This window comes from Moorena sp. SIOASIH (assembly GCF_010671925.1).
Classification (GTDB): Bacteria; Cyanobacteriota; Cyanobacteriia; order Cyanobacteriales; family Coleofasciculaceae; genus Moorena.
The window spans coordinates 554,926-572,412 of the sequence record NZ_JAAHIH010000002.1 but is presented as its reverse complement, the minus strand read 5'-3'; the positions used below and the strand labels follow the sequence as shown (position 1 = coordinate 572,412).

Genomic DNA, 17,487 nt, shown 5'->3' with positions numbered 1-17,487 from the left:
TGTAAAAAAGAAGGCAAGTGTAGGGCCCGGGCGCGAGGATTGTGCGAATTTTCGCTCGAATTTTTACCTAATTTTATGCATTGAGATTCACCCAGTACAGAGTTGGTATAAATGCTCTGAATAAGTAGAGACAAATATGGCTAAACAATTACCAAGCTATGAACGGATTTTTGGAGAAATTGATTTCAAAAAAGGCGATGAAGCCCGTTCAGTTTATTCTCCTGCTGCTTATTTAGCTGATTTATTACAACTGTTGGATGATGAGTTTAAGGAACACCAGTTTGACGAGCGTCGCAGGGATATCAAGGAAATACTGCTGGATGCTAAAAATACCTTTGAGATGCTACCTTACCTGGATCGAGTCATTGAAGACAAACTCACTACCGATGTGACTAAATTCCACATTGATACAGATTTTATCCCTATTCGGTCTGAGCTGTTCAATCAAATTAGCAAGCTACATCAAGACTATGATGATGTTTCCATTTATCCTTCCGATCTGAAACCGTTGGGTTTACAAGATTTTGAATCTAGAGAGCTCTACCATAACTTAATTTTTAATAGTTATATCGACGATCAAGGTGCCCTAGTTGAAATGTCATTCTTCGAGGATTCTGATAATGAAGAGAATTTTGAAGATTCTGTAGGGGTAAATGGCCATTCCGGCGGCCAAAAAGACGGTATTGGGGTAGAGGGCCATCTTGGCAAAAAAGGCCAGAAAGGCGGCAAAAAGGGTAATGCTGGGAAGAGTAAAAGGGGAGGTAAGGGCTAATGCCAGGAAAGCAAAAACGAAAAGAAGAAACAGCCAAAGGAGAAACATCCAGAAGAAAGAAGCCGGAAAAAGTGAGAGACGCGAAAGAGCAGGCAAGAATACAAGCATTAAGAACTGCTGATGATCGGGCCAGAAAAGATGCCGAACGACCACCGCGACTTCTGCAAAAACTTACTTTACCCAGGGCTTTTGCAAGACTTCAGGAGAGAGTTCCAAGCTTATCTGGTGACCAAATAAAAGTCCTATCCCGCGAGCAAGTGCAAGCACTTGGTGTTAAAGGATTAAAGGCGCTTTCTGCTATGCAATTAAAAAGCCTAACCCCTAAACAAATCAGCGCTCTAACTGAGAAGCAAATAAAAGTCCTATCCCGCCAGCAAGTGCGAGCACTTGATGTTAAAGGATTAAAGGCGCTTTCTGCTATGCAATTAAAAAGCCTAACCCCTGGACAAATCAGTGCTCTAACTGTGACGCAAATAAAAGTCTTATCTGCCACGCAATTAAAAAGCCTAACCCCTCTACAAATCAAAGCTCTAACTGTGAAGCAATTAAAAGGGATGACAGACGAACAACTACAAAATCTAACAAAAGAGCAGATTGAATCTCTGGATAAGGTTCACATGGGTGCCTTTAGCGGTGAACAGCTAGGCAAAATGACTACTGAGCAGGTCAGTTGGTTGTCGGGGGACCAATTACGTGGATTAAACGAACGTCAAGCACCCCTGTTAACGAAGTCATTTATCAACAGTATACAGAAAGATCATCTTAAATCGATACCGTCAGAGGTATTGACTAACTCAAATTGGGCGATCTTCGCTGACCTTAAAGCAGAAGACATTAGAACCATGCAAAACATAGTACCCAAAGAGGATACCCCCAGCCGATGGGTGTCAAACAATAATATGGTTCAGACCCTAAAAGATTCGATCGCACCTGAGGCGGGTGTGAAGGCGATGGGGCAGGGACTTTCCCAACAGCCCCCTAATTATGAAAAACTGCAAACGGCGATACTGGGAGAGTTGAATGAAGAGACACGCAAGAATATGGGGGCTACCAATACGCAATTAGACAAGTCCATGGAAGCGAGTTTTATAAATTTCGCTGATGCTATGAAGAGGGCATATGATCAAGCACCTGAAGAGGAACAAGAATATTTGGCAGCGATGCAAAAAGCGTGGGTGGAGCACTGGGGAGTTTTTAGTGAATTCGCAGGAAGGGTTAATCTGGACTACCTAAAGGCGGCGGGCAGTGAAGATAGTAAAGTAGCTGAGATTGCCGGTAACAAAAACGTGAAATCGGACCCTGAGAAAACAGTCGCTGACGACAAAGAGGACAAGTCTAAGAAAACATTATTTGGGGGCATTGTCGCTGCCGACATAAATGACAAAAATGTAAAAGCTTACGCTCAAACCCTCAAACGAGCCTCTGACCTCTTGGAGAACGTTAACTATGACCGAATTTTAGAAACAATCAGCTCAACCCCAGAAAACGTCGCTAAAAAATACCGGGTGACAGCCAGCACGGCGAATAATCTGACAGATAGTATGTTTGATGAATTGGGGAAGAACCTAAGCTCAACTATTCAGAATAAAGATGAAAAAACGTACCAGAATGCCTGGAGTAATCTGGAAAAATCAATGGAAGTGGCTGTTCAAATCATTGAGGCGACGAAAATAGGGAAGGTGCCCATCGGCTTAACGGTACTCGGCGACGGGAGTCAGCAGTCTGGTGTGACAAAACGTGAGGGTAAAGATGAGTTTAAGAGGGATGCCATAATGCTAAACCTAGGTGAAATTATGGATAAACTAGTGGCCAATAGACGTGTGTTTGGGATTGAAAGCGAAGGTGAGTTTGATCGTTTGGGAACCTTGTTCCACGAGTACAGCCATGTGATGAATCACGATGCGAAAGTTGTCGAGGGTTTGAAAGATAAACTAGATTCGGGGGGACATGTGAAACCAGAAGACACATACAGTAACACTTCACAAGAAGGATGGTTTATGGATCCAGATTTCGTGGCAGCCATTCTGCTTAATCAAATTGAACGAGAAAAAAAATAAATTTCAAAAAGCAATTTCTGATCATCTAATCTGATACAGGAGATAGATCTATGACTAAACAATTACCAAGCTATGAACGGATTTTTGGAGAAATTGATTTCAAAAAAGGGGATGAAGCCCGTTCAGTTTATTCTCCTGCTGCTTATTTAGCTGATTTATTACAACTGTTGGATGATGAGTTTAAGGAACACAAGTTTGACGAGCGTCGCAGTGATATCAAGGAAATACTGCTGGATGCTAAAAATACCTTTGAGATGCTACCTTACCTGGATCGAGTCAATGAGATCCTAGCCTCTAAAATCAAGAACGATGGAAATGGTGAGGCATTTGAACAGATCCGTAACGCGGTTTATCCCTTTAACCTGCCCCAAGATATTGACTACGCGACAGTCAAGGTCTATCTTCAGCATCTCGGTGTAACAGCAGAGGAACTTTATAGATTGCTTGATGAGATGCCACAGCAAGAGCTGTTGGCAAAAGCCTATTTAGGGATCTTAGAACAAGAGTGGGCGACTCTGATCGAAACCGCGCGAACGGGCAATGATCTCGCACAGTGTTATGGCGTTGCTGATTTATCAGACCTAAAGGTAAAGGTAAAGGATGATAAAGATAACGAGGTAATCCTAAATCATCTTGTAAGTGTAGATGAATTTATAAAAGCTACAAACATCAGTGAATTACAGCTTCGAGAACTTTTATTTCAAAATCTTAATAAAAATAGTGAAAAACTTCAGGACGCTAATTTCTTCTGTAATAGCTCTCAAATAGGTGCTGCTGATCTAACTAATGATGAACAAGCCATTGGGTGGAAAATTCAAGATTCTATATCACAGGGTGAAGAAATTGATTTCTGGCTAGACCGTGCTAACCGCTTCATCCGTCTCGCTAAGAAAACCGGGTTCACGTTTACCGAGCTGGATATCATCTTACGCACCTGCTGTAACAATGAGTTAAACGCAAAAGCCCTTACCCGTATCGCAGTTGTTCACTGGCTCAAGGCTAAACTCGACCTGGAAGTCGATGAGATTTGTGCCTTGTTTGCTCAGATGAATATTCTCGGGCAAGGTAATGAGGAGATGCCCATTGACCTGTTTAACCGCGTTTACAATAACCCCTGTGCCATCGCCGATAAACAGTATATCTGGAATCACGCCAATATTCCTCAACAATTTTCTGAGCTAGGACTTTCCAGGATTGAAGTCACACTAGATCTTCTCGACTCATCCAATGACGGTTATCGAAAAAGGGTTGCCCACTCTTTGGATTTACCTACCAAGCAACTGACCTACTTAATTAAAAAGTTTCGTAGCCACTTGGATAACGATCAGCTTTGGAACACTGCGGACAAAGAAAGATCAATGCTTACCACTTTCTACCGTGTGAGTAAGCTAGCCAATATCTGTGAGATTTCCCTGGAAGAGCTATTTATTATTTTCGATATCTTAGAAAAAGACCCCGCTGTTCGTCAATTTAAAAATTGCAACGTTTTAATAGACTTTAAGATCAAGGAGCGGGATTGTTATAGAATAATCTCCCAGGATAATGTAGAAAACGATAATGTAGAAAACTCAATGTGGTTGATTCAAGTCGTTTATGGATTGACCCAATGGATGCAAAAGAACGATTTTTCCGCCCATGACTTGTTAAAAATAACCAGTAGTGATTATGTCGAAAAAATCGACTTGAATAAAATTGATGACACCATGCCGGTTAAGAAAGTCAAAACCCAAAAGGAGATTGACGAGCAAGAGCAACTGGCGTTGTTCAATAGTTGGCATCAAGCTTTTAAACCCTTACATTTTAAAGAGTCATTACTACAAGCAGCTGGGCTGGACAGCCGGACATCACGGCTGGTTTACGAAACCTTAAGTGACCCCAACTATCATCTGACTAAGAAAGAGCCTAGGCTGATTTCCTTTGATGCTAATCTTGTCAAAAAAGCGGCCATCGACGCTGTTAATCAAATTGACACCATTACACAGAAAGATTTCTTGGGCTTGGGGATTGGCGAAAAAATAGCCGATAAAATTTATGACAATTTGATCCATAAAGGTCACTTGAATACTCAAGGCAGGCTGATTGAAGACAAACTCACTACCGATGTGAGTAAATTCCACATTGATACAGAGTTTACCCCGATTCGGTCTGAGCTGTTCAATCAAATTAGCAAGCTACATCAAGACCATGATGATGTTTCCATTTATCCTTCCGATCTCAAACCCTTGGGGTTACAAGAATTTGAATCTAGAGAGCTCTACCATAATCTAATTTTTAACGCTTATATCGATGATCAAGGTGCCCTAGTAGAAAAGTCATTCTTCGAGGATTCTGATAATGAAGAGAATTTTGAAGTAAATGCCAATATCGGTACCCAGTCAAAAGACGTATTCGAGATTCTGTCTAAGCGTAGTCAGGAGATAAAACTACACAAGATTGCGGTTAACAAAGGGATCTTTTCTGAGTTACCACTAACCGACCTCGAAGTGGATGATTTGATTGAAAATCTCAAGTTTAACGACTATATCGATGAAGACGGGCATTTTGTCGATAACCTGAAACTAACTCAGCTCCCACTAAACGATTTTTCCCTGGCGTTGCAATTCTATCCCCATAGAACAGCCATATTATCAGCCTTAAAGCAACATCTTGAAAAAAATCTGTCTAGTTATCTTCAGTTTAGCCGAGAGCATTTTCTTGAAGTTGCCGAAAAGATTGTGGCCAGATGGTCTTTCCAGGCGGTAGACTATCACTTTCTAGAAGACGGTAAAATAGCCGAAAAACATAAAGCATTTTTCAGAGAAGAAGAAAATGCCCAAAACTTCGATATTTGGTGGTCATTCGAGCCCACTGATAACCGGGTTGTGTTTAATACTTTGCGCGATATAGTCCTGATGTCAGACAAACACCAGTTAGTGGACTATCCATTAGATCAGCAGGGCTTCAGTAGCAGCGAAAAAGAGGAATTATTTGACCTGCTGATCAGTTTAGAGTACATCACCGATGACCGGAAAATCCCAGAGGATAAGCTTGACTATTTCCTAAATATCGACAATGCCCTGGCCATATCCCTAGAAGCATTCGAAGATTACAATAAAGATGTATTCTTTTTGTTGCATGCCATTGCTAAAGAGCAATCGGCGATGGTTAATCAGGTAGTTGGCCTGGTTAAAACCCTAGCTGAAAATCAAGAAACCTTTATCTATAAACAGTTAAAGCAGACGTTTAACCTTAATGTGGATAGTATGCGAGTGATCTCTGCTGAGATGTTCAAAGGCAGTGATCATATTGCATCTGAATGGTTGTTACCCTTATTAAAGGCGGAAGATCTTCTGGGCAATATTACCACACTGCCCAAAGAACAACGGTTCAATACTGCCTATCGCCGAACTCAACAGTTTGCCTTGCTGGCCAATAAACTCAAACTGACTAAAGAAGATATTGAGCTGGTCTTTCATGATCAAAGTTTAGTGGAGAAGTTTCCTGAAAAGCTGGAACTTCCCCAAAAACCTGACCCAATTACCACATTTGATGCGCTGCTGGAGAGCACCGATGGCAACATCTACTTGTTCAAAGGTGACCGATATTGGATTTATGATGGCATAACCTATGAATTAGAAGAGGAAGACGGGAAGGAACTTAAAGAACTTTCAGTTCACTTTGCCGGTAAAACCATTGATGCGGCTTTTGTGGACAATCATGATCGAAACGTAATTATCGCAGGGGGAAAATACTATCAGCAAGCCAAAGATAGTAAAGTTTGGGAACTAAAAGAAAGAAAATGGGGTAAGCTCCATAATAACTTCCAGAAGCTGGATAAAATCGATGCCGCTTATACCGATAGTAGTGGATACACCTATCTATTTTCAGGGGAAGAATATGTTCGCAAATCAAATGGCAGCGACTATATCGATGAAGGCTATCCTAAAACTATTGCCAAACACTGGAAGAATGAACCAGGCAACGAACAACTACCAAAACTATTTCAAGAATCCATAGATGCTGCCTTTGTCGGACATGATGGTAAGACCTACTTATTTAAGCAAGATCAATTTGTTAGTTCAGAGGACCTGACTAAAGCTGAGAGTATTCTCGCTAAGTGGGGGCGGACCCAAAATAATCTGAAAACCACCGGCAAAGTGGATGCGGCCTATATCGATGGTAGTCAGATCATGATCTTCTGCGGCGATCAGATATTTAGCTTTGACGATTGCCTTGAAAATGATGAGGTGATGCCCTCAGAAGGTTTCCCTAAACTCATTAAAGAACACTTTAACAATCTTCAGGCTGAGTTCCACCAAGATATAGATGCGGCTTTTAACGATAACAATCAAGTAGTTTACCTATTTAAAGACAAAAAATATGTAACTATTGATTCAAGCAATAGTCAGATTACCCCCCATGAAATTAAAGAGCATTGGGGTAAAACCTTAAACCCCCTGACCGATGGTTCCGTAGATGCTGCTTTTGTTGGTCTTGATGGCAAAACCTATCTCTTCAGCGGCACCCAATACTTCCGTTATTCCAGCGATGACTATTCCGAAGTGGATGCAGGGTATCCGAGAACTATCGCATCTGACTGGGGGGGATTAGAAGAAGTTAATGCCGCCTTCGTCTTGGATGGAAAGACGTATTTATTCGATAAGTCTCCTAATGAACCGAGGTATATTCGCTATTCAACCAATGACTACAAAGAGCAGGATCAAGATTATCCAAGAGCTGTGGAAAATAACTGGTGGAATCTGCCTCAGAACTTAATTGATGCCGGTTTTGCAGCCGTTGACGCGGTTTTCACGGATTACAATGGTAACCACTATCTATTTTCCGGCAACCAATTTATCCACTCTGGTGATATGCACCGTTGGTGGTCAGAACCCCAAAATATCAAAGATAAGTGGGATGATATCACCTTTGATACACTAGATGCCGCCTTTACTGGCAAAGACGGAAAAACTTATTTCTTTAAAGGCCAAGAGTATGTTCGTTTTTCCGACAAAGAGTTTTGTCATTTGGACAACGGCTATCCCAGAACAACTAACAAATTCTGGGGCAACATCAAAAATACTATTTTAGAAACCGGCAAGATTGATGCAGCGGTGCGACTGCATTCTGAATGGGAGGAGGAAGTTAAAAATTCCACCACCGGTAAACCTGAGACTCAGAAGCAAAGCGCAATTCATACCTATCTATTTTCCGGTTCACAATTCTTCCGATACACAGATGACAATTATGATCATGTTGACTCTGGTTATCCCAAGTTAATCAAAAACTCATTAGCCGATGAGCCTCGCTTTAAACAGCTAAAGGACGATCAAGAGAGTCTCGCCTTTGTCGAAAAATTAACTGCCGCGTTTGCTGATCAGCGTAATGTTTATCTTTTTGCTGAGCAACAGCTGCGCGTCATTTCTAATAGCAGATCAAAAACCTACAAAGACTACACAAATTTAACTTATGTAATTCAATGTGCCTTTATTGAAGACGGCTCGGTTTACATTGAGAGCCAAAACAGAGGTTGGGAGCATAGTACTAGCTTAGAAGGCGTAAAGTGGGACCGACTTAACAAAAAGCCTGAATTGTTAACTAAACTCCCTGATAATTTCAAATCGGGTATAGACGCTGTACTCAAAGGCACCGATGGTAATACCTATCTATTCAAAGGTCATCAGGTTTACAACCGATTACTGGATGAAACCAGGGATATAAAAGAAGAATGGGGGCGCGTAGCCAACCGCATTTATGAATCTGGACAGCTTGATGCTGGACTCGTGGGCCGGGATGGTAAAACCTATCTGTTTTCACAGGATCAGTTTTTTACCTATGACCATGATCAACCCGTGGGTAACACAGCCTCCCAGCTACCCGAAATGATCAAAGAGAAGTGGGGTGGGTTAACTCGTGTGGCTCATGCTTATGTTCTCGATGGTAAGACCTATCTACTAGAACCCCCTAACGAAGATGGCGAGTTCCGATATGTGTGTTACTCATCCAACGACTACACAGAACCCGATACCGAAAACCCGATGCAGGCTGACCAGAGTTTTTGGAAAATTCCCCAGGACTATCAAGAAGCGGGTTTTGATCGGGTTGATGCGGTATATGTTGATGGCGACAATCTGATCTTGATCCATGATGGTGAATTCCTGGAATACAATCCCAAAAACGATTATTGGTCCTATCCTAAGTCCCTAGAGCAGTTGTGGAAGGGTATTGCTTGTGATAATCACGTTATTGAAGAGTTAACCACTGTATTCGTTGATAAAACCGGTGCTATTCATTGTTTCAACCCTGAGTGTTTCTTAACCATTACCCCTGATTCAAGTAATCCAGAGCCTAAGATCCACAGAACACGATATCATTGGGGGCTGGTTAAGAATGTTTTAACCGAAAAAGTAGATGCTGCGGTTGTCGATACTAAAGGGATAACGTATCTATTCTCCGGTGACCAATATGTCCGTTATTCCAGCGATGACTATCGACAGATTGATCAAGATTATCCCAAATCTATCGCTATCAATTTACGGAAAGAAGCCAGCTTTAAGGATCTACCGGATGAATTTGAAGAGAAGATAGCCCAACAGTCAGCTAAGCTAGCAGCAGTGGTGATCAATCAACGGAATGTGTATCTGGTGATCGATACCACCTTGTTTGTTGCCTCCATGGAACTGGCAGCTAATTATGACCTGACTAAACTGGCTTGCGGTGAACAACCCTTTTTAGCCAATGGTAAAATTGATGCTGCGATCGCTTATCAAGATTCTGCCGACAATAAGAGCTATACTTACTTGTTCTCCGGTAACCGTTTTATTCGGTATTCCGGTGATGAATACGAATATATCGATAGTGGCTATCCCAAAACCATTGCCTCTGGCTTGTCTAATGTTCCGGTTGAGTTAGTTGATGGCGTCGATGCTGCCCTCAAAGACAAAGATGGGAATGTTCATCTGATTAAGGATAGACAGGTTTGGGTTAAGGATCGCAATACTCAACTTCCGGTAATAGATACCTGGTTACAAACAAAAAACAATTTTGCCAATTTGCAACCGGGTACATCCATCGATGCTGCCATTATTGACCATGAAGGCGGTTTACTGGTCTTTAAAGGCAATCAATATATCCGCTACGCTAGCCCATTACAGAAATATGTTGACCCAGGTTATCCTAAATCGATTAAAAATAACTGGGGTAACCTGCCCAATGACTTTGAAAGTGGTATTGATGCAGCATTCCAGTTTGAAGGTCATAGCTACTTTGTTAAGGGTGACCACTATGTTCGGTTCATCAATAACAGCCATGAGTGTCCTAAGATTATGGGGCCTTATGAGTTTGAGAAGCGATGGGGAGACTGGGCTGATTACCTGATCTACGATATTAAAGTAATCACCGAGTTTAAACAGCTTAACGATACCTATGCTAGCGGTGATTCCACCTTGACCGATATCCTTCATCCGAAACAAGGCTACACCAAATTGCCCTATTTTGATTTAGCAGAGCTATTTGATTGGGATATCGATCAGCTCAAGTGGCTAAAGAAACATAATGGCTTTATCCAAAAGCATAATCAATTTGAGAATCGGTTTACTATTGAGCTTATCCTACGGATATTCGATTTCTTCCAGGTTGCTCATAAAATTTCCACAGAGCCTAAGACGCTTTATTCACAACTACTGGTTAAACTCTTTAGCAGTAAGACGTATCCCAGTCATAAAGATATTGACGCAGCCAAAGAGGAGTTAAGCAAACTGCTGACCACAACCCACTGTGGTGCAGAAGGGGTGGAGTTGCTACACAACGAAATCCGGGGTGAATTGAATCTGATCAAGCGTGATGCACTGTTACCTTATGCCATTCATCAAGATGACAAGGTAAATAATGCTCGCGACCTTTATCAGAAATTGTTAATTGATGTGGAAATGGGCAGCGAGGCATCGACTTCCAAGATCAAGGAAGCGATCGCAGCCGTTCAACTGTTTATGCATCGTTACTTTATTAATCTGGAAGAGGCCGAGCTAAAAAATACCACTCAGGCTCAACGCCGTCAAGACTTGCTGAAACGATGGGAATGGATGAAGAACTATCGGGTTTGGGAAGCCAACCGTAAAGTCTTCTTGTATCCAGAAAACTATATTCGAGCGGAACTGAGGGATACCAAAACCCCAGAGTTTAAAGCCTTAGAACAAGAACTCCTGCAAGGGGAACTGAATGACGTTAATGTCACCCAAGCCTTTAATCGGTTTATTGACCAATATATCGAACTATCGCAGCTGAAGGTGGCTGGGGGTTATGTGTATGACAATCCGGAAAATCATGGTGATAAAAACATGGTTTTATTTGGTCATACCATCAGTGAACCCAGGCGCTATTATTATCGCAGTGCTACCTTTATCAAGGGCAAAAGCGACTCAGTAAATTGGCAACCCTGGCAAGAGGTAAATATTCAAATTAATTCCGAGCGGGTTTACCCCGTATATACCCTGGATCGGGTTTATGTTTTCTGGGGTGAAATCGAACAGAATAGCGATATCGGTCCCAATACAGAGATCAATATTAGTTCAGATGAGAATAATCAGAACACTAAAGTCGATTCTAATGCTACTTTTGAATCTGTCTTGCAGATTTATTACTCCTATTACGATTTGAATAAAACCTGGGCTCCGGCTCAGAAACTAAATTACCAGATTAAATCAACCGATACCATTACAGATTATTTGATGGATTTTAGTGGTTTAAAAAAGAATAAGGAGATGGATCTCGATAGCATTCTAATAAACTGTCGCTACATGACAGACAAAGGAATGGTATACGCGAAAAGAAAAGACAATGGATATGTAGATGTAGATGACTTGATTAAATCAATTAATGGAACGAGTGGAGTCAATAAAATTTATCTGACAGCAACTACAAAAAAGAAAAAATACATAGTAAGTTCAGGAACAGCTTCTTCACCTAATCAAGATGATATAGAACTTCAGGTTAAACAGTTTATTGCTGGAGATAAAATCGAAGAACCCCATAACCAGTTTGAAATCGTTCACCTTTCGGCAAACAAACCAGAAGATGAACTAATTGCTCTCAAGGCTACTGCCAAGAATATGCAAAAACACTACTTCCGGCACTACAATTACAAACTCCGCTTAGATCACTATCAAGATGGTGTTGAAGGGAAGCTGGATTCAGTTTCTACATTTAAGATCAAAGAAGGACGGCTTGGGGAAGGCTATACCTTCTATAACACCTATGATGGCAAAGAAAGAGTAATGCGGTTTGATGATAAAGGGGAAATACGTGTTGAGGATTTTAAGGAAAATGATGACGACGAAAAAAAACGCCGTGATACATTTCAAATTATTGCGGAGAAAAGGCAGTGGATAAGTAAGTTACGCTTCTATCCCGAAACGCGAATTGTAGAAAATGAAAAAAGCGATCAGGAAACTATTGATGTCAACAGTTCTGGCATTAAACTGTTTAAGAATTTATTCCCCGATGAAGATATCAATAAGCTTGAACCACCTGTACTGGTGAGTAATCCATCATCAGAAGATAAGTCACTCAGTTGGATATGTTTTCATTACAAAGGATCGAGCTTCCTGTGTAAACCAGTTTCGGGGGCAACGACTCCTCCAACCAAAGGAAGTATTTCGACTCCCAGTGGTGAGGCATTTACAATGAGCGCGGCTTTTGTCGCTAATAACCAGGTGTACGCATTTTCACGAGAAGGCAGATATACGAAAACTGATGTTCCTCAGTCAACAGAAACTTGGACTATTTCATCCATCAGCAAAACGAAAGATAAGTGGGGTAAGGGTAATAACAAAATCAAACAAGATAACCGGGTCGATGCCGCCTGCGTGATTGAGGGGAAAACCTATTTATTCCGAGAAGACCAGTATGTGCGCTATTCCCATGGGTATGATGGCTTGGTGGATGATGGCTATCCCAAACAAACTAGGGAAATGACAGGCTGGGAGAAAATCGATGCGGCTTTTCACTTTAAGGGGAAATCCTATTTTATCAGTGGTAACCAATACACCCGCTCTGATAATTTAAATGACAAGCAACCGCTATCGGGATTATGGTCAACCGTTTCCAAAATAGACTATGCTTTCACCAAAGATAATCAGCTCTATTTGATTAGCGGTGACCAGTATATCAGATATAGCGGTGCCAGTTTAGCTCAACCAGATTCAGGCTATCCAAAACCTATTTCACAAGGATTGGAGGAAGGTATTCCCGATGAACATGGTATTACTGCTGGGTTTACCTCTGCTGTTGATAACAAGACGTATTTCTTTAAAGACGACGGTAAATACTTTATATTTCCCAAGGAGGAGGATAAAAGTGGATTGGTTGGCTACTATCCCTTCAAGGGAAATGCCAATGATGAAAGCGGTAACGGACATGACGGCACAGTATCTGGGGCAACATTGACCAGCGATCGCTTTGACAATGCTAATAGTGCGTATCAGTTTGATGGTAAAGATGACTACATAGAATTACCTACCGCACCTGACCTGAAGTTAACCAATCAGAGTTTTACGGTTAGTGCTTGGGTATGGTTAAGTTCTGTTGACTCAGGAACAGATCTTACAATATTGGGTACAGATACGACATCTCGCAACAAAGGTCTTCATTTCGTTATTCGCAATAAAAAACCCTATATGGGATTTTTCCATAATGATACCTGGGGACAGACAGAAATTGAGAGCGGTCAATGGTATTGCCTGACATGGAGATATGATATAACCAAACAGCAACAGACAATATTTATCAATGGCATCTATGATGCTAGTATGACAGGGCATCAGCCATTTCAAGGAGAAGGAATAGTAAAAATTGGACGTTGGGCCAGCGATCGTTATTTTAACGGAAAGATAGACGAAGTAAGAATATACGATCGCGCCCTTTCTGATGATGAAATCAAACAGTTAGCAGGTAAACCGACGCAACTAACAGAGATTAACTCCACCTGGGGAAAGGTTAAAGAAATTAAAAATAACATCCAAGAGACGGGGGTGGTTGATGCGGCTTTTACTCACGGAGGAAAAACATACCTCTTTTCAGGAGACCAGTATTATCGTTACGACGGTACTCAGTTTGATTATGTCGAACGGGGATATCCTAAATTGTTGAGTACTAATACGGAAGGGTTACCTAAATGGCAGGGGCCTGTTCGAGCGGTATTTGAATTGGATAATAAGGTTTATCTGTTCTCCCAGAATCAATACGCAATATTTGCTCCGAGTAATTCCAATTCCAACTCCGAAAACCTAGATATCCAAGGGAACTGGGAATGGCCTAAGGGATTCGATCAGTTCAAAACCGCCTTTCAAGATGATAATTATGCCTACCTAGTATCAGGAAAGGAATATGTGAGGGTGGAAGAATTTGTCACGGCGGAAAATGTCAAGTATGATATCATCCGTTTGTCCTCGATGACCGGAAGTAAGTTAAGTCAAAAATTGTTTGCCCATGGCATCGATGACTTATTTAGCCTGAGGAATCAGGAAATCGATGAACTCCCGATTTTTACTACAGATAAGGTAAGCGGCGATTCGATAATTCAAGTTAACCAAGAAAAGGTCGAAACCCTTCCTTTGCATTCCCACTTGGAGTTTCGCGGTGCTAATGGTCTTCACTATTGGGAACTCTTTTTCCACGCGCCTTTGTTGATTGCTCAATCCCTGAATACACAACAGAAGTTTGCCGAGGCGAAGAAATGGTTTGAGTTTATCTTTGACCCGACCGATGAATTTGAATATTGGCAGTTCTTGCCGTTCTTGTCAGTGGATATTGAAGCTTTGATTACTCGGATCAAGTCTTATGCAAAGGCAATAGAGGAAGAAGACCTGGATGCATCCCCAGTCATAGGCTTACTTCAACCGGAAAATAAGCCGAAAAAATTTGAAGAAGCGTTTGAAGGAAAACGTGAGCTTTCCAGTGCAGAAAGGGCGGAGTTAGAACAAGTATCCACGAACGACCAATTTAAAGAGGTGAAAAAGAAGGTTGATGCTCTGGTCAAAGTTGACCCAAATGCAAAAGCCTTAGCAGAAACCTTGGAGATAGTTAAACGACTTCCGATCCGGTATGGATTTATGGTTCCCGATGAAACCAGCAGTATGCCGCAAATCCAAGCCTACCTGAAAGACCCCTTCGACCCTCATGCCATTGCCCGACTCAGACGGATTGCCTATCGACGCACCACAGTAATGGCCTATATCGATAATCTGATCGACTGGGGGGATCAACTGTTCCGTCAGTACACCAGGGAGAGTATCAACGAAGCCCGGATGCACTATATCTTAGCTTACGATCTCCTCGGACAAAAACCTGAAAATACGGGTACAAGATTACTGTCTGACTCTTTACCCTATGGCCGTGATGGCAACAATGAGATTGAAGGCATTCATGATTTAGGCGCAGAGCAAGATAGCAGTCAATATGACTTTTTGTTTGATGTGAGTGGGGATAACAGAGATGAAAAGAGTCTAACCTTCGCAGCTAATATTCATAGCTCAGTCACTGAACCCTACTTCTATATACCCGAAAATCAAAATTTAATTGACTACTGGGACCGGATAGAAGACCGGCTGTATAAAATCCGCCATAGCCTAAATATAATGGGAATTAAGCAACCCTTGCCCTTGTTCCAACCTCCCATTGACCCGATGGCCTTAGTACGGGCTGTCGCTGGTGGTGCGGGAATTGGTGGGGCAATTGCCGGATTGTCTGTTGCTGTACCTCATTATCGCTTCAACTTTATGCTGAATAAAGCGCGAGAGTTGGTGGGTAAACTCAATCAATTCGGTGGGGATTTGTTGGGAGCGATCGAAAAGAAAGATAGCGAAGCGCTGAGCTTGTTACAAAATCGTCATGAAACCGAAATTCTCGAAGTTACGAGCCGGATTAAGGAAGCGCAATTAAATGAAGCCTTGGAAAGCCTGAAGTCGTTGCAAGAGAACCAACGCAGTGCCGAAAATCAAAAGCAGCATTACCAAGATTTAATTAGCAATGACTTGATTGCTCCTGAGTTAGCGCAAATCACGTTAATGGGTGTCGCTGCGGGTATGCATGGTGTAGCAGCAGTACTGAAAACGGTTGCCGCAAAATCTAGGTCTATTCCCGAAGTTGCGATTGGACCACCCTTTGCTTCCCATACCAAATCTGGAGGAGGACAAGTTCATGATGGATTGAATACAGCCGCTGATGTTATCACAACGGCAGCCGAGGCTATCAGTATGGGGGGAGAAGCTGCTGGTGTTTATGCCCAATTCCAGCGCTCTAAAGAAGATTGGGAATTGCAACTAGCTTTGGCTAAAAGCGAGATTATCCAGCTTGAAGCCCAAATTGAAGGGGCAAAATACCGAATCAACGCTGCCCGATATGAAATAGAAATGACCGAAAAGGAGATAAAACAAAATGAATCAATGAAACAATTTATGACCAGCAAATTCTCAAACGAACAGTTGTATCAATGGATGACCAGCAAGCTCTCAGGTTTGTTCTTCCAAACCTATAAGCTAGCCCACGATATGGCAAAATCAGCCGAAAAAGCCTATCAATACGAGCGCGGTCTTAAAGAGAGTGAGGTCTCGTTCATTGGCGGTATGTATTGGGACAGCTTGCGGAAAGGTTTACTCAGTGGTGATTCCCTAGGCCATGACCTAGACCGCATGGAGAAGGCTTATATTGATACCAATAGCCGTTCATTAGAAATCGGGAAACATATTTCCTTGGCGGAGCTAGACCCCATGGCCTTTATCCAATTGAAAACCAAAGGCACTTGTGAGTTCAACCTCTCCGAAGCCTTTTTCGATTACGACTTCCAAGGGCATTACCGCCGTCAGGTGAAAACGATTGCCATTGACATCGATGCGGGGGAAGGAAAAACCGTAAATGCCACCTTAACTCAACTCCGTCATAAAACCGTGATGGAACCAGATGTGAAGGCGGTGAAGTACTTACTGAATCCTAAAGGCAAGGAGCCGATGTCAATCCGCAGCGATTGGCGCACCACTCAGCAAATTGCTTTGGGTGACATTGGAGAATATGACGAACCGAACGGTTTATTTGAACTGCGATTCGACGATGAACGTTTCCTTCCCTTTGAAGGAACCGGTGCGGTATCAACCTGGCGATTAGAGTTAAGCGGTAAGCGTGGCAGCTACAATTTGAACGAACTGAATAACGTGACTATCAAGTTGAAGTACACAGCCCTTAATGGTGGTAACGCATTTGCCAGTGCGGTGAAGGGGATGTTGAAGCCTTATCCCACTGCAACCTACTTTAACCTGGCGGAGATGTTTCCGAATGAATGGTACGCATTCGTTTATGGTGACACAGAAGATCTCAATATTCAGATTACTCGGGAGATGTTACCAAATATATCGGGTAGTAAAATAACTGGGTTAGTGCCGCATTATGAAATGCTTGGGGAAGGGCAGGTGAGTTTGATTCTGAATGATGATGATGACCTGACCCTGAAGCATGGCAAGTTTAATGAGGCCAATGGGTTGATGATCAGGAGTAATGGTGCGACTTGGAACTTTAAAGCCAAAGGGGATAAGAAGAGTTTGAGTAATTTGGGGTTGGTTGTGATGTATAAGGCAGTTGTTTAGACAACCAATACATATAAGATTTAGTTGAATAATAGTAAAGAGGAAATAG

General features: G+C 42.0%; 3 protein-coding genes. All 3 read left to right on the top strand.

Annotated features, from left to right (window positions below):
• Nucleotides 1–136 precede the first annotated feature (136 nt).
• From F6J90_RS10245 to F6J90_RS10235, 3 genes are read left to right on the top strand one after another with little or no spacing between them, the layout of a single operon-like run.
• Nucleotides 137–772 carry a hypothetical protein gene (locus F6J90_RS10245; RefSeq protein ID WP_293092672.1) on the top strand — a complete coding sequence of 212 codons (636 nt, stop codon included), beginning with the start codon at nt 137–139 and terminating at the stop codon, nt 770–772.
• The gene (locus F6J90_RS10240; protein ID WP_293092670.1) at nt 772–2,829 is read left to right on the top strand and encodes a hypothetical protein; all 2,058 of its coding nucleotides are present in this window, start codon (nt 772–774) and stop codon (nt 2,827–2,829) included. Before F6J90_RS10245 ends, F6J90_RS10240 begins: the two co-directional genes overlap by 1 nt.
• A gap of 50 nt (nt 2,830–2,879) precedes the next feature.
• Nucleotides 2,880–17,438: a hemopexin repeat-containing protein gene (locus tag F6J90_RS10235; RefSeq protein WP_293092668.1), complete on the top strand. Its 14,559-nt coding sequence runs from the start codon at nt 2,880–2,882 to the stop codon at nt 17,436–17,438.
• The last annotated feature ends 49 nt before the right edge of the window (nt 17,439–17,487 follow it).